Source organism: Kineococcus halophytocola, assembly GCF_041276425.1.
Taxonomy (GTDB): domain Bacteria; phylum Actinomycetota; class Actinomycetes; order Actinomycetales; family Kineococcaceae; genus Kineococcus; species Kineococcus halophytocola.
Genome location: NZ_JBGFTU010000015.1, coordinates 1 through 18,646 on the forward strand (window position 1 = coordinate 1; position 18,646 = coordinate 18,646).

Sequence of the window (18,646 nt, forward strand, 5' to 3'; positions counted from 1 at the left end):
ACACCGCCCGCGGCACCGCCGAACAGCGCGCGCAGCGGCTGGTGCCGGACGGTGGGCAACCCCGCCAGGACGCCCCGCACCGCGCGGACGCGGTGCGCCGACAGCAGCGGCTGCCGGCGCCCGTCCGGGCCTAGGCCCACGACCGCCGACAGCGACGGGTCGCCCTCCAGCGCCGCGAGCAGCCGGGGGACGGCGCTCGCGGCGAACGGCTGGTCGCCCCCCAGCAGCACGACCAGCTCCGGGGCGGGCTCGCCCAGGGCGTCCAGGCCCGCGGCGAACCCGGCCAGCGGACCCCCGCCGGGGGGGTCCTCGCGCACACCCCCCGGGCCGACGAGCACGACCGGGCAGGGGGTGGGCAGGGACGCCGACCACCCGCGCAGCCCCTCCAGCAGCAGGCCCAGGACGGTCGAACCCCCCAGGGGGGCGGTGAGCTTGGCGGCCGGCGCCCCCGGTGGCGGGGGCGTCCCGGACGGGTCGAAGCGCGTCCCCGACCCGCCCGCGACGACCACGACCGCCACCCGTCCACCCGCTGCGCCCACCCCGCAGGAGTTGCACGTTTCACCGGGGAGGTCAAGCGGCGCGCCGAACGGCCGATGGGCTGAACGAGGGGTCTCGCCCCCGCGGGGTACACCCGGCGGCCCGGCGTTCCGATCACTCACGAGTCTGCTCGACCCACGGTGAGCAGTTTCGACCGCTCACCACGTGTACGGAAGGTTGACATGCTGCGGAACCTGAGCATCCGAGCCAAGCTCGCGGTCCTCCTGGTGGTGCCCCTCGTGCTGCTGCTCGTCGCCGTCGTCGCCACGACCGCGCGGGAGGCCGTCGGCACCGCGGAGCGTCGCCAGCTGGCCGCGTACGCCGGGTCCACGGCGACGATCAACGAGTTCTTCACCGCTCTGCAGACCGAGCGCCGCGACACCGTCGAGTACCTGGCCGCGCCGAGCGAGGGGGGCAAGGCGACGGTCGACGGCGACCGCGCCGCCACCGACGCGGCGGTCGCGAAGGTGACCGCCGCCGTGGCCGACAGCGGCGTCGACGTCACCTCCGGCACCGTCGGCGCCGTCTACGGCGCCGTGCAGACGGCCCTGGGCCAGACGCTGCCGCAGGTCCGCGCCGCCGTGGACAACGCCTCCACCACCCCGGTCGCCGCCCTGTCGACCTACAGCGACGTCAGCTCCGTCGCCACCGACCTCACCGTCGCCGTCGCCGAGCAGGCCGACGACCGCGAGATGGCCCAGGAGATCGGCGCCTTCGGGTACCTGCTCAAGCGCATCGACGCCCTCGCCCTGGAGCAGGCCGCCGGCACGCTGGTCCTGGAGGGCACCCAGACCGGCACCGTGCAGGGGCTGCGCGAGACCGCGATCGAGCGCGGCGCCTACTTCGAGCAGCAGGCCCGCTACCGCCTGCGCGCCGACGACGTCCAGGAGTTCGACGCGGCCCTGAGCACGGGCGCCACGACCTCCGCGCTCGCCTTCCTCAACCAGGACCGCAACCTGTTCGCCGCCAGCAGCACCCCGTCCCTGACGGTGCCCGACTGGCAGGACACCACCGGCCAGGTCATCACCGCCTACCAGCAGGCCGTCGTCGAGCGCGCCGCCGACGTCGCCGAGGAGGCCGCGGCCGAGGCCACCCGCGGCACCGTCCAGACCCTCGTGGTCCTCGTCGTCGCCCTGCTGCTGTTCGCCGGCGTCGGCGTCCTGGGGTTCCGCACCGCGCGCAGCATCGGCCGCCGCCTGTCCGCCCTGACCACCGCCGCCACCGAGGTCCGCGACGAGCTGCCGCGCATGGTCGAGCGGATGCAGACCCCCGGCGAGGGCCCCGGGGTGGAGTTCACCCCCCTGGAGATCAGCAGCCAGGACGAGATCGGCGAGGTCACCAAGGTCATCAACGACCTCAACGAGACGACCTTCCGGATCGCCGGTGAGCAGGCCGCCCTGCGCGCCTCCATCGCCGAGATGTTCGTCAACGTCGCCCGCCGCGACCAGACGCTGCTGGCCCGCCAGCTCGCCTTCCTCGACCAGCTCGAACGCACCGAGGAGAACCCCGACACCCTCGAGGACCTGTTCACCCTCGACCACCTCGCGACCCGGATGCGGCGCAACGCCGAGTCCCTGCTCGTGCTGGCCGGCATCAACACCGGACGTCGCCTGCGCCGTCCGCTGCCGCTGTCGGACGTCGTCCGCACGGCCGCCGGGGAGATCGAGCACTACGACCGCGTCGACCTGGCCCTGCAGGTGGACCCGCCCGTCGTCGGTCACCTCGCGCTGTCGGCCTCGCACCTGATCGCCGAACTGCTCGAGAACGCTACGAACTTCTCCGACCCCGGCACCCGCGTCGTCGTCGGCACCGCCGAGACCGACCGCGGCGTCGAGGTCACCATCGCCGACACCGGCCTGGGCATGAACGACGAGGAGGTCGAGACCGCCCACCAGCGCATCTCCGGTGGCCGCGCCTCGGAGTTCGTCGGCGCCCAGCGCCTCGGGTTCTACGTCGTCGGCCGCCTCGCCGGCCGCCTGGACGTGGAGGTCGAGTTCACCACCGGCGAGGGCCGGGGCACGACCGTGACCCTCGTCCTGCCCGCCGCCCTGTTCACCCCGGGCAGCGTCAAGGGCGGTCAGCCCGAGCTCGCCGCGCTGGACTCCGGTCTGCCGCAGCCCGGCGGCACCCCGGCCCTGCCCGAGGTGTCCGCGCTGCCGGGGGTCTCCGCGCTGCCGGAGGTCTCGGCGCTGCCGGAGGCCCCGCGCGGTGGTGCCGCGGCCGGTGGCCTGCCCACCCGCACGCCCGCCCCGGCGGGACCGAACAGCATCGTCGCCAACCCGCTGGCCGCCTCCGGCCTCGGGGACGCCCTGTCCGAGACGCTGTCGAAGTCGGCGGCCGAGGCGGCCGCCAGCTCCGAGGTCGGCGTGACCTCGCCGAAGGCGAAGGTCGAGGGGCGTCAGCTGCCCACCCGCAGGCGCGGTGCGCAGGCGCAGGCGCAGGCCAAGGCCGACGCGGTCGCGGCGCCCGCCCCGGCGGACCCCCTCGCGCCCCCGGTCGTCCCGGTCGTCCCGGTCCCCGAGAGCGACTGGAAGCCCGCCGCGGCCCCGGCCCCGACCGGCGCGGCGGCCATGCCCAAGCGTGAGCGCAAGGAACCCACGCCCACGGCCCTGACCGCGGCGCAGGACATCCTGCCCAAGGCCGGGAAGAAGCCGCGGCAGGTCCGCGAGTCGGCCACTCCGCCCAAGACCGCGGCCGAGGCCTTCTGGACCTCCCGCAAGCGCACCGCCGGCGAGCTCAAGGGCTCGGCGCTGGACGCGCTGGAGGCCACCCGCGGTGACGCCGCGACCCCGGAGACCCCGGAGCCCCCGGTCGTCGAGACGCCGGCCCCGGTGGTCGAGGCGCCCGCGCCGGTCGTCCAGGCGCCGGCCCCGGTCGTCCAGGCGCCGGCCCCGGTCGTCGAGGTCCCCGTGGCCCCGGTCGCCCCGGTCGTCCCCGCCGCTCCGGCCGTCGCTCCGGCCGTCGCGCCGGCTCCGGTCGCCGCGACCCCGGAGGTCGAGGCTCCCGCGGCGGGCCGCACCGTGGGGGAGGCCCTGCGCCAGCGCAACGCCCTCGCGGCCGAGGCGCTGAACGCCCTCACCGAGGGGCAGAACTTCACCCCCACCCGGGGTGCCGGTTCCGCGCCGCTGGTCCGCCGCCAGGCGGGCGCCACGGCGGCCGCGGCCAAGCCCGCCCCGGCCCGCGCGGCGGTCAACCGCCAGCGCCGCGCCCCCGCCGACGTCCGCTCGATGCTCTCCGGCTTCCAGGCCGGGGTGTCCCGCGGCCGCGCCGGCGAGGCCGGGGCCGAGGCTCCGGCCGCCCCGCAGACCGCACCGGCCGCTCCCGAGAGCGGAGCCGCCGGTGAGGCCTGACCAGAACTCCCGGGAGGGATCCCGGGCCCGCACCACCACGACCACCGGCACCAGCCACCGCACCGACCACCAGCAGACCGCCCCGAGAAGAGGAACCCCACTGTGACCGCGCTTAGCTCCGAGGCCGCCGACTTCAGCTGGCTCCTCGACAACTTCGTCAAGAGCGTCCCCGGCGTCACCCACACCGTCGTCGTCTCCGCCGACGGTCTGCTGATGGCCATGTCCGACAAGCTGCACCGCGAGGCCGGGGACCAGCTCGCCGCCATCGTCTCCGGCGTCTCCAGCCTGGCCCGCGGCGCGGCCAACCAGCTGCAGTCCGGTGACGTGCGCCAGGCCATCATCGAGATGGACGACGCGTTCTTCTTCCTCGTCAACATCTCCGACGGGTCCGTCCTGGCCGTCGCCGCCGAGGCCGGCTGCGACGTCGGGCTCATCGGCTACGAGATGGCGATGCTGGTCCAGCGCGCCGAGACCGTCCTCACCCCGCAGCTGGTGTCGGAGATGCGGGCGGCCCTGCCCACGTCGACGCCGGTCGCAGCGCGGTGGTGACGTCCAGTGACAGCACCTGGTAGTGCGGACCTCTGGCCCGACGACGACGACCAGGACGTCGAGGAGTTCACCGTCCGCCCGTACACCGTGACCGGTGGCCGGACCCGCCCGAGCAACGCCGACCTGCCGGTCGAGGCGCTCGTGGAGGCCACGGCCACCCCGGAGATCGGGATGACCCCCGAACGGCGCAGGATCCTCGAACTCACGACCACGTCCTACCTGTCGATCGCGGAACTGTCCGCCCACGTCCACCTGCCGGTCGGAGTCGTGCGGGTCGTGGTGAGCGACCTGGCCCAGTCGGGCAAGGTCCGCATCCACGGCCTGACCATGACCTCCGCCCCCCAACCCGCGACCACCATCAGCGTCCTGGAGAGTGTTCTCAATGGCATTTCCTCGCTCTGACGTGAACCCCGCCGGAGCCGGAGCGCCCGCGGGGACCGACGTCCAAGCGCCACCCACCGTCGTCAAGATCGTCGTCGCCGGCGGGTTCGCGGTCGGCAAGACGACCTTCATCGGCTCGATCTCCGACATCGAACCGCTGCGCACCGAGGCCGCCATGACGGAGCACTCCGTCGGTGTCGACGACGCCGGGCAGAACTCCGACCGCAAGACCTCGACCACGGTCGCCATGGACTTCGGCCGCATCGCGCTGCCGGGCAACCTGTGGCTGTACCTGTTCGGCACCCCCGGCCAGGACCGCTTCCTGTTCATGTGGGACGACCTGGTCAAGGGCGCGATCGGCGCGGTCGTCCTGGTGGACACCGACCGCCTCGACCAGTGCTTCCCGGCCGTGGACTACTTCGAGTCCCGCGGCATCCCGTTCGTCGTCGCCGTGAACTGCTTCGACGGCGTCGCCCAGCACGACCTGGACTCCGTCCGCGAGGCGCTCGCGGTGCCGGACCACGTGCCGCTCGTCTACACCGACGCGCGGTCCAAGGCCGCCACCAAGCACAGCCTCATCACGCTGGTGCAGACCGCTCTGGCCCGGCTCAACGCCGGCGCCTGAGCGCCCTCGCACGAAGCAGGACGCCGGCCCCCGCCACGGGGGCCGGCGTTCGTCGTCGCACCGCCGTTCCGCCCACCGCCGTGCAGCCGGTCCGCCCGACCGACGCACCACCGTCACCGGGACGCCGGGCAACCCCGTCACGGGCACGGGGAGAGCGCCCAGGTGGCGGCGGCTTTCAGGTCGGGGTCGTCCACCACCTCGACACCGGCTGGGTCGAGGCGCCGGGCGGGCCCGTTTCAGCTCTGCCCGTCACCTGCCGATGAGTCCTGCAGAGCATGAGAAGAAGCGGTCCCACAGCCGGGGCCGTCCGACGCGAGAAGTGGGAGCGCCACGTGGACGACATGGACGAGATCGTCCAAGAGTTCCTCGTCGAGAGCTACGAGAACCTGGACCAGCTGGACTCCGACCTCGTCGCGCTGGAGCAGCAGCCCGGTTCGCGCGAGCTGCTCGCCAGCGTCTTCCGCACCATCCACACGATCAAGGGCACCTCCGGCTTCCTCGCCTTCTCCAAGCTGGAGTCCGTGGCGCACGTCGGGGAGAACCTGCTGGCCCGCCTGCGCGACGGCCAGCTCGTCATGACCCCCTCGACCACCGACGTCCTGCTGCGCATGGTCGACACCATCCGCGCCCTGCTGTCGGCGATCGAGGAGTCCCACTCCGAGGGTCCGGTCGAGGTCGCCCAGGTCGTCGCCGCGATCCGCGCCGTCCTCGACGGGAACGAGCCCGTCCTGCCGCCGTCGGACGGGGCCGGTGCCGAGGAGGCCCCCGCCCCCGAGCCCGTCGCGGTCGCCGAGCCCGTCGCCGAGCCCGTCGCCGAACCCGTCGTCGAGCCCGAGCCCGTCGTCGAGTCCGAGCCCCAGGTCGCGCCGGAGCCCGAACCCGAGGTCGCCCCCGAACCCGTCGTGGAGTCCGCTCCCGAACCCGTCGTGGAGGCGGCCCCCGCCCCGGCGCCCGCCGCACCCCCCGCCGCGGCCCCCGCACCCGCCGCCGCCCCCGCCGCCGCGGCCCCCGCCGGCGCCGCGCCGTCGGAGAAGGCGTCCGCCGCCGAGGCCACCATCCGCGTCGACGTGGAACTCCTGGAGTCCCTCGTCCGCCAGGCCGGCGAGCTGGTCCTGGCCCGCAACCAGATCCTGCAGCGCGCCGGCGCCCTGCGCGACGAGGACCTGACCCGCGCCTGCCACCGCCTGAACCTCGTCGCGAGCGAGATGCAGGAATCGGTCATGCGCACCCGCATGCAGGCCATCGACCACCTGTGGTCCAAGCTGCCCCGCGTCGTGCGCGACCTCGGGAACATGCTGGGCCGCAAGATCAAGCTGGAGATGGAGGGTGGGGAGACCGAGCTCGACCGCACCCTGCTCGAAGCGGTCAAGGACCCGCTGACCCACATCGTCCGCAACGCGGTCGACCACGGCATCGAACCGCCGGAGGTCCGCCGCGCGGCCGGCAAGAACGAGGTCGGCACCCTGAAGCTGCGCGCCGCGCACGAGGGTGGTCAGGTCGTCGTGGAGATCCGCGACGACGGCAAGGGCATCGACCCGGCCGTGATCGGGGCCAAGGCCGTCGAGAAGGGCCTGGTGTCGCCGGTCAAGCTGGAGTCGCTGACCCCCAACGACATCCTGCAGTTCCTGTTCCTGCCCGGGTTCTCCACCGCGGCCAAGGTCACCAACGTCTCCGGCCGCGGCGTCGGCATGGACGTCGTCAAGACGAACATCGAGCGCATCGGCGGGTCCGTCGACGTCGAGTCCGTCAACGGCCAGGGCACCGTCTGGCGCCTGCGCATCCCGCTGACGCTGGCCATCGTCCCGGCCCTGACCGTCGAGTGCGCCGGCCAGCGCTACGCGATGCCGCAGGTGAACCTGCTGGAACTGGTCAGCCTGGACACCGAGCGCATGAGCAAGGCGATCGAGGACGTCGGCGGCGCCAAGGTGTACCGCCTGCGCGGTGCGCTGCTGCCGCTGATCCGCCTGGAGGAGGCGCTGGAACTGCGGCGCCCGGCCGACGTGGAACTGCCGACGAACCTCGTCATCGCCGTCCTGGAGTGCGACGGCCGCCGGTTCGGCCTGCTGGTCGACCGCGTCCTGGACACCGAGGAGATCGTCGTCAAACCCCTCTCGGGCGCGCTGAAGGCGATCGGCGCGTACGCCGGGGCCACGATCCTCGGTGACGGGCGCGTGTCCCTCATCCTCGACGTGCAGTCGCTGGCCCGGCGCACGATGCGCTCGGACGGTCTGGAGCACGCCACGGACGAGGCGGCGACGCAGCAGGCCGCGACCGGCGACGGCCAGCGCCTGCTGGTCGTGGGCCTGGGCGACAACCGCCGGGTCGCGATCCCGCTGGACGTCGTCACCCGCCTGGAGGAGTTCAAGACCGAGTCCATCGAGCGCGTGGGCCGGCGCGAGGTCGTCCGCTACCGCGGCGAGATCCTGCCGCTGGTGCGGTTGTCCCACCACCTCGGCGGCGGGTCCCGCGGCTCGTACGGGGGCCAGGAGGTCGCGTCCCTGCCGGGTGTCGTGTACTCCGCCCGCGGCCGCTCCGTCGCGATCGTCGTCGACGAGATCGTCGACATCGTCTCGGGCCAGGACGCGCACAGCGACATCGACGACGCCGGTCTGGTCGGTTCGGCGGTCATCCGCGACCGCGTGACCGAACTCCTCGACGTGCGGTCGGCGATCCTGGCGGCCGACCCGAACTTCTTCAGCGAGCAGGCTCAGCACGAGCTGGCCGAAGCTTCCAAGCGACTGGGGGTCTGACGTGTCCACGCAGTACGCCACGTTCCACCTCGCCGGGCACCTGTTCGGCGTCGAGGTGCGGCGCGTGCAGGAGGTGCTCACCGAGCAGCCCCGCACGCCCGCCCCGCTGGCCCCGCACGCCGTCGCGGGCCTGATCAACCTGCGCGGTCAGGTCGTGACGGCCCTGGACCTGCGCCGCCGGCTGAACATGCCCGACCGCGAGGAGGGCAAGGTCGCGATGAACGTCGTCGTCCGGGCCGCCGAGGAGGTCTGGAGCCTGCTGGTGGACTCCATCGGGGGCGTCATCGAGGTGACCGACTCCACGTTCGAGCCGCCGCCGGACACGCTGTCGGGCCCGATCCGCGAACTCATCCGCGGCGCCTACAAGCTCGACGGGGCCCTGCTGCTGGTCCTGGACGTCGACAAGGCGCTGGAGATCGAGGGCGCGGAGAGCGCGGCCTGAGCCACGACGCACGACGAGGGGGTGGGACCGGCCGGTCCCACCCCCTCGGTGCGTCTCACCCCGGGCGCCGGTAGAGGTGCCGGTCGTCGTCGGGGACGGCCGGGGGTCCGGCCGGCGCCGCGGGTCCGGTCCCCGCCGGGGCGTCCCCGGGGGAGCGCCCCACGGGTTCCCCGCCGGGTCCTCCCGCCGGTTCCTCCCGGGGGTTCCCCGCCGGTCCCGCGCCGGGGTCGCCCGGGGGGTCCGGTGCCCTCGACGTGCCGGGCCCGTGCCACAGCACCACCCCGGTGACGGCGGGCACGAGGAGCGCCGGGACGAGCACGGCCAGGACCCCGGCGAGCCCGGGCAGGTCCTCGGGCACCCCGGTGCGCAGGAGGAACCGCAACGACCCCGGCCCCGCCGCCCCGGCGGACGCGCTCACGTGCTCCAGCACACCGACCAGGGCCCCCAGTGCCAGGGCGCAGGACAGCCACGCCCCGACCGCAGCCACGCGCCGGCCCCATCGGTCCGGCACCAGGGCCGCGGGCCGGCCGGCCAGGACGAGCACGAGGACGAGCAGCGCGGCGACGACCCCGCCCCACAACGGGGCGGGCGCCCCCACGAGCACCCACAGGACGCCGAACCGCCGGCTCGTGGAGATCTGCGGCGCGACCCCGTCGAAGGCGCCGGTACCGGAGGGGTAGGCGCCGTAGAACTCCTCGTCGTGGTCCCCGCCCAGCACCCGGCGGGCGGCCTCGGCCAGCAGCAGCGGCGGCAGGAGGCACCCCGCCACCAGCACCCAGGACGGCCACCGGCCGCCGCGCCCGGCCCCGTCGGTGCCCCCGTCGGTGCCCCCGTCGGTGCCTGCACCCGTGACCTCGTCGGTGCCGTGCCCGTCCCCGCTCACGACCCGACGTTACGACCCGGCCCCGGGCACGTCGCCCGGACGGCCCAGCGCCGTCGCGACGGGTGGGCCGGGTGGAGGGTCCGACACGCCGCCGCAGGGCCGGACGGTGGACGTTGCCTCGCCCCCGGCATCACGCAGTGTCAGGGTGGAAGCACTCCGCCGGACCGGGCGGTGGTGGTTCCAGGCCTGGAGGCGACGACCGTGCACTACTCCCTGGTGAGCTCCCCCGTGCTGGGGTTCGACCTCGTGCGCCTGCCCCACGGCGACTCCACCGCGCAGGTCCTGCTCCGCGCCCTCGACTGCGGCCCCCGCGAGATCGACGTCCTGGCCCGCCGGCACGACGCCGCGGCCCGCGCCGGGGCGTGGGAGACGGTCCGCCACGCCGCCGGCAACGTCCCGCAGATCACCGACGTGCTGCACCAGGTCGCCAACGGCCTGGCCCACGGCGACTTCACGGGCGAGCGCACCGACGAGCAGACCGCCGCCCGCGTCGAGTCCGGCGTCGTGCGCGTCCTGCAGACCAGCACCATCGCCGACGCCGACGCCCTCGTCCGCCTCGTCCACCACGACGTCTTCGACTGGACCTGGACCGCCCCGGTGGACGGCGGCCCGCGGTTGCGCACCGAGGACGCCGGCCGCGCCGCCGACGTGCTCGCCGACGCCGCCGTCTCGGCCTACCTGGGCGACCGGCTGCCCGACCACGTCCGCCGCGTGCTGGCCCACCCGTACCTGCAGGCCTCCCGCGACCTCGCGCCGCTGCCCGAGCACCCCACCGGCCTGGGCCCGGAGCAGGCGGGGGTCGCCCGCGTCCTGGACACCCTGCGCCGCCTGGACGGGACCGACCGCGCGTGCCTGCGCGCCGTCGCCGCCACCAGCCGCCCGTCGGCGGGGGAGTGGGCGGGCGCCGTCCACGACGCCTCCTGGGCCGTGCACCTGTCCGACCGCGTCCGCACCGCCGCCGTCGCCCAACTCCTGGCCGTGCGCGCCTTCCGCGCCGGGGGGCTGGAGGCCGCCGACGGCGCCGACGGCCTGTGGAACGTCGTCAGCGGTGTCGTGCACGCCGAGGTCGTCGCCGACCTGCTCAGCTCCGACGCCCGCGCCGTCCTGCTGCGCCCGTGGGAGGCCGCCTTCGGGACGGACTGACGAGGTCCGGGGCACCCCGTCACGGCTTGTAGCGTGGCCCGGTGCCCACCCCGCTGCCGACGACCGGCCCCGCCGGCCCGGTCCGCGGGACGTGGCGCCGGGTGCGGGCGGGGGCCGTGGCGGCCACCGTCCTCGGCCTGGCCGCCGGGGCGCACCTGAGCGCCGGCGGGCACCTGCCCGGCCCGTTCCTGCTGCTGGCCGTGGGCCTGGTCCTCGTCGCGGTCTGCCTGCTGCTGGCGGGCCGGCGGTTCTCCTGGCCCGTCCTGGCCGCGCTGCTCGGTGGCGGGCAGGTCGCGCTGCACACGGTCTTCGCCGCGTGCAGCGGGCCCGCGGCCACCGTCGTCGGGACGGGGCACCACCAGAGCCTGGCGTTCACCGGCGCGACGGCGGCCTCCGCCGACCCCGGTGCCGCGATGACATGCGCGCACGTCGCCGCGACGGCGCTCGCGCTCGGGGCGCTGCTGCACGGGGAGTCGCTGCTGTGGTCGGTGTGGGCGTGGTTGCGGCCCGTGGTGCGGTTGCTGGTGCGGCTGGTCCGCACCGTCGCCCCGCGCCCCGTCGTGCCCGCTCCCGAGCCGGCTCGGCCGCGCTCGGTCGTCGCGCGGCGGGTGCGCAGGCGTGGTCCACCGGGGGTCCCCGCCCTCGCCACCACGTCCTGACGACACCACCGAACCCTGGAGAGACCTCCGTGAAGCGCTCCACCCTGCCCACCCGCGCCCTCGCCGTGACGCTGACGACCGGCGTGACCGCCTGCGGCGCACTGCTCCTGACCGCCCTGCCGGCCTCCGCGCACGTCCACGCCGACCCCGCGACGACCGCCGCCGGCGGCTACAGCGTCGTGACGTTCCGCGTCCCCAACGAGTCCGACTCCTCGGCCACGACGTCCGTGCGGGTCTCGCTGCCGACCGACCACCCGTTCAGCTACGTCGCGACCAGGCCCGTCCCCGGCTGGGTCGCCACCGTCACCGAGGGCGCGCTGCCCCAGCCCGTCGAGGCCGACGGCGTGACCCTCACCCAGGCCCCGCTGTCGGTCACCTGGACCGCCGAACCCGGATCCCGCGGCATCGGCGTGGGCCAGTTCGAGGAGTTCGAGGTCAACGTCGGGCCGCTGCCCGACGAGGGCACCCGCGTCGTGCTGCCCGCCGTGCAGACCTACGCCGACGGGGAGGTGGCGAACTGGACGGACGTCGCCGACCCGGGGGCCGCCGAACCGGAGCACCCCGCGCCGGAGTTCACGACGACGGCCGGCGGCGACGGGCACGACCACGGCGCCCACGCGGCGGGCGGGGCCGACGACGCGACGCAGGCCGTGTCGGCGACGACGTCGGCGGACGGGTCCGGGGCCGACCCCCTCGCGCGCGGGCTGGCCGGTGGCGGTCTCGTCCTGGGCCTGGCCGCGCTCGTCCTCGTCCTGGTGCGCCGCCGCCGCGCCTGACGCCCGGCGGCCCGTCCGCCCTCGTTGGCCCACCGGGGTCGTTGATCGGCCTCGGGGGGCCAACGGGCTCGGGGGGCGGCCTCGTTGGCCCACCGGGGTCGTTGATCGGCCTCGGGGGGCCAACGGGGCCAACCCCGCCGCGCACCCGGCCCGACGGAACCGACACCCAAAATAGGGTAGGCTACCCTCATCGGCGCCCGGGGACCCGTCGAGGGTTCCCCTCGCCCGCCCTGGAGTCGTCGATGCGCCCCCTGTCCCGCCGCGCCCTCGGTCCCCTCACCGGGGCCGCCGCCCTCGCCCTCGCCGGGTGCGGGGCCTCCGAAGCCGTCCCGGCGCAGAGCACGGCCACCGCCGGGGAGGGCCGGACGCGGTACCCCCTCGTCCTGCGCAACGGCGAGCGCGAGGTCCGGTTCGAGAAGGCCCCCGAGCGCGTCGTCTCCCTCGACCAGGGCTCCACCGAGATCCTGCTGTCCCTGGGCCTGGCCGACCGGGTGGTCGGCACGGCGTCGTGGACGGACCCGGTGCTGGACTCCGTGGCCGCCGAGAACGAGCGGGTGCCGCGGCTGGCCGACAACGCCCCGACGTACGAGGTGGTGCTGGGGGCCGACTCGGACCTCGTCACCGCCTCCTTCGGCCGGCACTTCGCCGAGCAGGGCGGGGTCGTCACCCGCGACCGACTGGCCGAGACGGGGATCGCCAGCTACCTCTCACCCACCGACCTCGACGACGGGCGCAGCGTCAACGGCGTGACGAAGACGCGGACGGCGCCGCTGACGGTCGACGCGCTGTTCACCGAGATCCGCGAGCTGGCGCAGGTCTTCGACGTCACCCAGCGCGGCGAGGCGCTCGTCGCGGACCTGCAGCGCCGCGCGGCCGAAGCCGTCGACGGGGTCGACTTCGGCGGGCGCACGGTCGCGTTCTGGTTCGCCAACCTCGACACGCCCTACGTCGCGGGCGGGCGCGGGGCGGCGTCGCTGCTGGCGACCTCCACCGGGTTGCGCAACGTGTTCGCCGACCAGGCCGAGGACTGGCCGTCGGTGTCCTGGGAGTACGTCGTGGCCGCCGACCCCGACGTCCTCGTCCTGGGGGACCTGCGCCGGGACCGCTTCCCCGGCGACCGGCTGCCGGACAAGGAGGAGTTCCTGCGCACCGACCCCGTGGCGGGCGTGCTGTCCGCCGCGCAGGGGCAGCGGTACGTCGCCCTGCACGGCGCGGAGCTGAACCCCTCGATCCGCTACGTCGACGGCCTGGCGAAGCTGGGGGCGTGGTGGCGCGAGCACGGGAGCGAGCTCTGAGCGCCCCCGCCCCGGCGCGGGCGCGCGAACGGGCCCCGCAGCGGCGCCGGGTGCACCCCGCGGTCCTCCTCGCCGGTAGTGTCGTGGCGCTCGTGCTGTCCGTGGGGGTGGCCGCCACCCTGGGCGCGGCCGACGTCTCCCTCGTCAACGTCCGCGACGTCCTGCTGAACCACCTCGGGTTGGCGAACGTGCCCGTGCGGGTCTCCGAGGACGCGATCGTCTGGCAGGACCGGGTGCCGCGCGCCCTCGTCGCCGCGGCCGCCGGCGCCGGTCTGGGCCTGTGCGGGCTGGTGCTGCAGTCGTTGCTGCGCAACCCGCTGGCCGACCCGTTCGTCCTCGGGGTCTCCTCCGGCGCCTCGACCGGGGCGGTGGCCGTCGCCGTGCTCGGCGTCGGCGGGATCGGGCTGTCCGGCGGTGCCTTCGCCGGGGCCTGCCTGGCCTTCGCCCTCACCCTGGCCCTGGCCCGCGCGACCCGCGGCGGCACCGCGGGGATCCTGCTGGCCGGGCTGGCCGGCACCCACCTGTTCTCCGCGCTCACCTCCCTCGTCGTGTTCGCCGTCGCCGACTCCGACGAGACGCGGGGGGTGATGTTCTGGCTGCTGGGGTCCCTGGAGGGCGTCCGCTGGGACGACGTCGTCCTGTGCTGGGCGGTCGTGGCCGTCGGGGCCGCGGTGTGCCTGGGGTACGCCGGCCGCCTCGACGCCTTCGCCTTCGGGGAGGACATCGCCTCCTCCCTGGGCATCCCCGTCGCCCGCACCCGGGCCGTCCTGCTGCTGCTGACGGCCCTGGTCACCGCGACCCTCGTCAGCGTCACCGGGGCCGTCGGCTTCGTCGGGCTCGTCCTGCCGCACGTGGCGCGCCTGCTCGTCGGGCACGCCCACACCCGCACGGTGCCGGCCACGATCGTCGTCGGCGCCGTCGCGATGGTCTGGGTCGACGCCGCCTCCCGCGTGGCGTTCGCCCCCACCCCGCTGCCCGTGGGCGTGGGGACGGCCCTGGTCGGCGTGCCCGTCTTCGCGCTGCTCCTGGTCCGCCGCGGGCGGGCGTCGTGACCCTGCACGCCGACGGGCTCACCTGGCGGCGCGGGACGCGGGTCGTCGTCGACGGGGTGAGCCTGCGCCCGGAGCCGGGGTCCACCGTCGGTCTGCTGGGGCCCAACGGGTCCGGCAAGAGCTCGCTGCTGCGCCTGCTGCACGGCGCCGCCCGCCCCGACGCCGGGACCGTCCTGCTCGACGGGCGCGACCTGCAGCGCACCCCGCGCCGGGAGGTGGCCCGCCGCGTGGCCACCGTGACCCAGCACGCCGAGACCGACGTCGACCTCAGCGTCCGCGACGTCGTGCGCCTCGGGCGCACCCCGCACCGGCGCCCGCTCGGGGGGCCGGGCCCGCGCGACGAGGCCGTCGTGGACGCGGCGCCGGCGCAGGTGGACCTGAGCGCCAAGGCGTCGCACTCCTGGCACACGCTGTCCGGCGGGGAGCGCCAGCGCGCCCACATCGCCCGCGCGCTGGCGCAGGAACCGGCCGAGCTGCTGCTGGACGAGCCGACCAACCACCTCGACGTGCGCCACCAGCTCGAGCTGCTGGCCCTCGTGGCGGCGCTGCCGGTCACGAGCGTCATCGCCCTGCACGACCTCAACCTCGCCGCGACGTTCTGCGACGTCCTCGTCGTCCTGCGCGCCGGGGCCGTCGTGGCCGCCGGGCCACCCCGGGACGTCCTGACCCCGGAGCTGCTGCGGGACGTCTACGGCGTCGAGGCGCACGTGGCCACCGGCCCGCACGGCCGCCTGACGGTGACCTTCCTGCCCCCGGTCCTGCCCCCGGTCCTGCCCCCGGTCCAGACCCCGGGTCGGGCGCTGGGTCAGGCGTGGACGGGGGCGGGGGAGAGTCGGCGCGACAGCGTCGCCAGCCCCGCGCCGGAGGCCGGGGTGAGCACCGCGAGCAGCACCCACGGTGAGGCCGCCCCCGGTTCCAGCACGGCCCCCACGACGGCCGAGCCGAGGAGCACGGCCACGCCCCCGAAGGAGGCCAGGACGCCGTAGTGCGCCCCGACGTGGCGCTCGCCGACGGCGAAGAACCCCTGCTGGCTGAAGGTCCGCAGCCCCAGCACGAGGCCGACGACCCAGCCCGCCACGCCCAGGCCACCGGACAGGTGCACGGCCAGGAACGGCACGACGAGGTAGAAGCCGGTGTTGAAGGCGAACTGGCTGAACAGCAGCAGGCGGACCGGTCCCGGCACCGCCCGCCAGGTGGAGCGAGCCGTCACGCGCTCAACCCCGCGACGGCGTGGAGGACGGCTTCGTGCAGCCGCGGGTCGCCGAGGGGGCGGAAGTGCCCCTCCAGCGGGACCTCCACCTCCACGGCCCCGGCGAGGGCGGCGGCGTCCGCGGCCCGCGGCACGTGGGGGTCGAACCGGGGACGGATCGCGACGATCCGCGGGTGGGCGCTGAGGTCGGCGGCCAGCCGGCGGATCGCCGGGTCGCGCGGGGACAGCCGCCGCACCGGGCGGGCGGGGAACCACGTCGCGTACCGCGACCCCGCGAACGGGGTGGCGACGGCGACGAGGCCGGCCACCCGGTCGGTGACCCCGGGCAGCCCGAGGGCGGTCTTGGCGATGAGACCGCCCTTGGAGTGGGCGACGACGACCGCGCCGCGCAGGTCGAGGGCGGTCACCGTGCGGCGCAGCACCTGCGCGCCGACGGCCAGCTCGGCCGAGTTGGTCCCCAGCCCCGGCAGCACGTGCACGGGGTGCCCGGCGCGGTGCAGGGCGTCGCCGAGGTCGCGCAGCACGCGCCAGGTCTCCCAGATCCCCGGGACCAGGACGACGGGGCAGCCCGCACCGCCGGTCCAGTCGGGGCGGCCGGGGCGCAGCTGGGCCCGCACGAGCCAGGCGTAGTCGGCGAGCCGGGCGCTCAGGTCCACCGGGCGCTCACCGCCGCACCAGGTCGGCGAACTGCTCGGCGACCTCGCGGGCGTGGTCGAAGACCACCGAGTGCGCCCCGGGCACCTCGGCCCAGCGGCCGTGCGGGGCGCGCTCGGCGAGCGTCCGCACCCACGGCACGGGGGCGAGGGCGTCGTGCCGCCCGCGCAGGACGAGGACGGGCACCTGCAGCTCCCGGATCCGGTCCTCGATGCGGTAGGTCATCATCGACGGCAGGGTGTGGGAGAACCAGCGCCACCCGCACGTGGCGTACCCCTCCAGCGACATCCGCCGCACGACGGCGGGCTCGAACAGGGCCGAGCGCAGCAGCCGCAGCCCCTGGCGCGGCACCGTCCGCTCCCGCGCGTCCACGGTGGGTCCGACGAGGGCGACGTGGGCGACGGCGCCGGGGTCGGCCAGCGCCGCCTCGAGGACGACCTGCGTCCCCATCGACTGCCCCACGAGCAGCACGGCGGTGAGGTCCTGCTCGCGGACCCAGTCGGCCACGAGCGCGCCCATCTCCGGCATCGACAGCGGCCGGTGGGGGTGGGGGATGCCGGCGAACCCGGGCAGTTCGACGAGGTGGACGGTGCCGAAGCGGGCGAGCAGGACGGCCAGGCGCTGGAAGTAGGCCGAGGAGACCCCGAGGCCGTGGACGAGGACGACGTCGTGGCGGTGCTCGGGCGGCACGTCGTCGGTCTCGGCGATCCACATCGTCCACGTGCGCAGCCACACGTCACCGTGCCGGACCCGGTCGATGCGGACGGTGAGCCCGCTGGGCATGTCCTCGGCGGTCAGGCGGCGCACGGGGGCATCATCGCGGTTCCGTCCCGCCGGACCCGGCCGGGGTCGTGGACGGGGTCGTGGACGGGGTCGTGGACGGGGCCGGGGGAGGGGCGTGGTGCCCGGGGCGACGCGGGTCCGGTCGACGCCCGCGACGGTGCGGGCCAGAGTGGTGATTCACGGATAGCGACGACGATCAAGCTGACGGTCACGACGCGCCCGGCCCGGGTTCAAGGTTCCGGTCCAGACGCCGATGAACAAGGAGCCACCCGCTCCCGGGTGGTGCCCCACGGCGCGGCGCGCCGGCAGCGAGGAAGGTCAGGTGCGACGTGGGCCCACGCATCAGGGTGCTCACGGTGGACGACTCGGTCGTCGTCCGCCGGATCGTCACCGACGTGCTGGCGTCCGACCCGGCCATCGAGGTCGTCGGCACCGCGCCCAACGGCAAGATCGCGCTCGACAAGATCGTCCAGCTCAAGCCCGACGTGGTGACGCTGGACATCGAGATGCCTGTCATGGACGGCCTCGAGGCGATCAAGGAGATCCGCAGGATCGACCGGAAGCTGCCGGTCATCATGTTCTCCACGCTCACCGAGCGCGGTGCGACGGCCACCCTGGAGGCCCTGTCCTCCGGCGCCTCGGACTACGTGACCAAGCCGGCGAACGTCGGGTCGGTCCAGGAGTCCATGGACTCCGTCCGCGAGCAGCTCATCCCCAAGATCAAGGCGTTGGTCCCGCACCTGGCCGCCGCGGCCGCGCCGGCGCCGGTGCGCCCGGCGACCCCGGTCACCACCCGGACCCGCACCTCGGCCGCCAAGGCCCCGCGGGCCCTGGTCATCGGTTCCTCCACCGGCGGGCCCGAGGCCCTGTCGGCCGTCCTGGCCAAGCTGCCGGCCGGCCTCGGGGTGCCCGTGCTCGTCACCCAGCACATGCCGCCGGTGTTCACCCGGCTCTACGCCCAGCGGCTCGACAAGGCCTCCGCGCTGCGGGTGGTCGAGGCCGCCGACGGGGACGCCGTCGTGCCCGGCACGGTCTACGTCGCCCCCGGGGACTTCCACATGGAGGTCGCCCGCCGCGGCCCGCAGACGGTGATCAAGTTGCACCAGGGACCTGCCGAGAACTTCTGCAGACCCGCCGTCGACGTGATGGTCCGCTCGGCCGTCGCCGCCTACGGCGGGGAACTGCTGGCCGTGATCCTCACGGGCATGGGGTCGGACGGCAAGCTCGGCTGCAAGGCCGTGGCCGCCGCCGGGGGGCAGGTCCTGGCCCAGGACGAGGCCACCTCGGTCGTGTGGGGCATGCCCGGAGCCGTGACCCGCGAGGGCATCGCCGACGAGGTCCTGCCCCTGGGGTCCATCGCCGACGCGATCCAGCGCCGGCTCGGGCCGGGTGTCCGGCCCGGGCTCGGCACCACCGCCACCCCGGCGGGCACCACCCCCAGATCCACCCTCGGAACCACCCCCAGCTCCACCCGCACCAGTCCCCTCCCGCCGGCCCGTCCGCCGGCGTTCCGTCCGGCCGCCCCCGCGGCCCGTCCCTCCCAAGGCAGGTGGTGAC

Annotated in this window: 17 protein-coding genes and 1 pseudogene; 13 read left to right on the forward strand and 5 right to left on the reverse strand. The window is 75.5% G+C overall.

The annotated features are described in order from the left end of the window. Positions 1-518, reverse strand: a 518-nt coding sequence (gene mobA / locus AB2L27_RS13515; RefSeq protein ID WP_370442002.1) for a molybdenum cofactor guanylyltransferase, incomplete at its 3' end; no start/stop codon positions are given. A gap of 201 nt (positions 519-719) precedes the next feature. Between mobA and AB2L27_RS13520 the strand changes: the two genes are divergently transcribed. The 6 genes from AB2L27_RS13520 (at position 720) to AB2L27_RS13545 (ending at position 8,634) form a co-directional block, all read left to right on the forward strand. Further along, positions 720-3,887 carry a sensor histidine kinase gene (locus tag AB2L27_RS13520; RefSeq protein ID WP_370442003.1) on the forward strand — a complete coding sequence of 1,056 codons (3,168 nt, stop codon included), beginning with the start codon at positions 720-722 and terminating at the stop codon, positions 3,885-3,887. Between the two features lie 102 nt (positions 3,888-3,989). Further along, on the forward strand, positions 3,990-4,436 hold the full coding sequence (locus tag AB2L27_RS13525; RefSeq protein WP_370442004.1) for a roadblock/LC7 domain-containing protein: 447 nt from the start codon (positions 3,990-3,992) through the stop codon (positions 4,434-4,436). Positions 4,437-4,442: 6 nt separating this feature from the next. Continuing rightward, positions 4,443-4,838 carry a DUF742 domain-containing protein gene (locus AB2L27_RS13530; protein ID WP_370442005.1) on the forward strand — a complete coding sequence of 132 codons (396 nt, stop codon included), beginning with the start codon at positions 4,443-4,445 and terminating at the stop codon, positions 4,836-4,838. Then, complete coding sequence (locus AB2L27_RS13535; protein ID WP_370442006.1) at positions 4,819-5,442, forward strand: GTP-binding protein; 624 nt, start codon at positions 4,819-4,821, stop codon at positions 5,440-5,442. Before AB2L27_RS13530 ends, AB2L27_RS13535 begins: the two co-directional genes overlap by 20 nt. 332 nt (positions 5,443-5,774) lie before the next feature. Continuing rightward, complete coding sequence (locus AB2L27_RS13540) at positions 5,775-8,192, forward strand: chemotaxis protein CheW (protein ID WP_370442007.1); 2,418 nt, start codon at positions 5,775-5,777, stop codon at positions 8,190-8,192. A gap of 1 nt (position 8,193) precedes the next feature. After that, positions 8,194-8,634 (forward strand): chemotaxis protein CheW, encoded by a 441-nt coding sequence (locus tag AB2L27_RS13545; RefSeq protein WP_370442008.1) that lies wholly within the window; start codon positions 8,194-8,196, stop codon positions 8,632-8,634. A 55-nt stretch (positions 8,635-8,689) separates the two neighbouring features. Here AB2L27_RS13545 and AB2L27_RS13550 read toward each other — a convergent pair whose 3' ends face one another. Next, positions 8,690-9,517 carry a hypothetical protein gene (locus AB2L27_RS13550; protein WP_370442009.1) on the reverse strand — a complete coding sequence of 276 codons (828 nt, stop codon included), beginning with the start codon at positions 9,515-9,517 and terminating at the stop codon, positions 8,690-8,692. Positions 9,518-9,691: 174 nt separating this feature from the next. On the opposite strand from AB2L27_RS13550, the gene AB2L27_RS13555 reads away from it, so the two are divergent. From AB2L27_RS13555 to AB2L27_RS13580, 6 genes and pseudogenes are all read left to right on the forward strand, one after another. After that, complete coding sequence (locus AB2L27_RS13555) at positions 9,692-10,660, forward strand: hypothetical protein (RefSeq protein ID WP_370442010.1); 969 nt, start codon at positions 9,692-9,694, stop codon at positions 10,658-10,660. A gap of 41 nt (positions 10,661-10,701) precedes the next feature. Continuing rightward, positions 10,702-11,319: a hypothetical protein gene (locus AB2L27_RS13560; RefSeq protein ID WP_370442011.1), complete on the forward strand. Its 618-nt coding sequence runs from the start codon at positions 10,702-10,704 to the stop codon at positions 11,317-11,319. A gap of 29 nt (positions 11,320-11,348) precedes the next feature. Continuing rightward, positions 11,349-12,095, forward strand: coding sequence for a YcnI family copper-binding membrane protein (locus tag AB2L27_RS13565; protein WP_370442012.1), 747 nt, complete (start codon positions 11,349-11,351; stop codon positions 12,093-12,095). A gap of 242 nt (positions 12,096-12,337) precedes the next feature. Continuing rightward, the gene (locus AB2L27_RS13570) at positions 12,338-13,390 is read left to right on the forward strand and encodes an ABC transporter substrate-binding protein (RefSeq protein ID WP_370442013.1); all 1,053 of its coding nucleotides are present in this window, start codon (positions 12,338-12,340) and stop codon (positions 13,388-13,390) included. After that, positions 13,363-14,442 (forward strand): FecCD family ABC transporter permease, encoded by a 1,080-nt coding sequence (locus AB2L27_RS13575; RefSeq protein WP_370442091.1) that lies wholly within the window; start codon positions 13,363-13,365, stop codon positions 14,440-14,442. Before AB2L27_RS13570 ends, AB2L27_RS13575 begins: the two co-directional genes overlap by 28 nt. Beyond that, positions 14,439-15,191, forward strand: a pseudogene (locus AB2L27_RS13580) (ABC transporter ATP-binding protein); the annotation flags it as partial. The gene AB2L27_RS13575 and the pseudogene AB2L27_RS13580, both read left to right, overlap by 4 nt. Before the next feature lie 56 nt (positions 15,192-15,247). On the opposite strand, the gene AB2L27_RS13585 reads toward AB2L27_RS13580, so the two are convergent. Genes AB2L27_RS13585 through AB2L27_RS13595 form a run of 3 tightly spaced genes read right to left on the reverse strand, consistent with a single transcriptional unit; the run spans position 15,248 to position 17,113 of the window. Beyond that, a complete protein-coding gene (locus AB2L27_RS13585) occupies positions 15,248-15,652 on the reverse strand; it encodes a hypothetical protein (RefSeq protein ID WP_370442014.1) in 405 nt (134 codons plus the stop codon). After that, positions 15,649-16,308, reverse strand: a complete 660-nt coding sequence (locus AB2L27_RS13590) for an esterase/lipase family protein (RefSeq protein ID WP_370442015.1) — start codon at positions 16,306-16,308, stop codon at positions 15,649-15,651. The genes AB2L27_RS13585 and AB2L27_RS13590 overlap by 4 nt, the downstream gene beginning before the upstream one ends. Positions 16,309-16,315: 7 nt before the next feature. Continuing rightward, positions 16,316-17,113, reverse strand: a complete 798-nt coding sequence (locus AB2L27_RS13595; RefSeq protein WP_370442016.1) for an alpha/beta fold hydrolase — start codon at positions 17,111-17,113, stop codon at positions 16,316-16,318. A 305-nt stretch (positions 17,114-17,418) separates the two neighbouring features. Here AB2L27_RS13595 and AB2L27_RS13600 point away from each other — a divergent pair, with 305 nt between their 5' ends. Then, the gene (locus AB2L27_RS13600) at positions 17,419-18,645 is read left to right on the forward strand and encodes a protein-glutamate methylesterase/protein-glutamine glutaminase (RefSeq protein ID WP_370442017.1); all 1,227 of its coding nucleotides are present in this window, start codon (positions 17,419-17,421) and stop codon (positions 18,643-18,645) included. Position 18,646 lies beyond the last annotated feature (1 nt).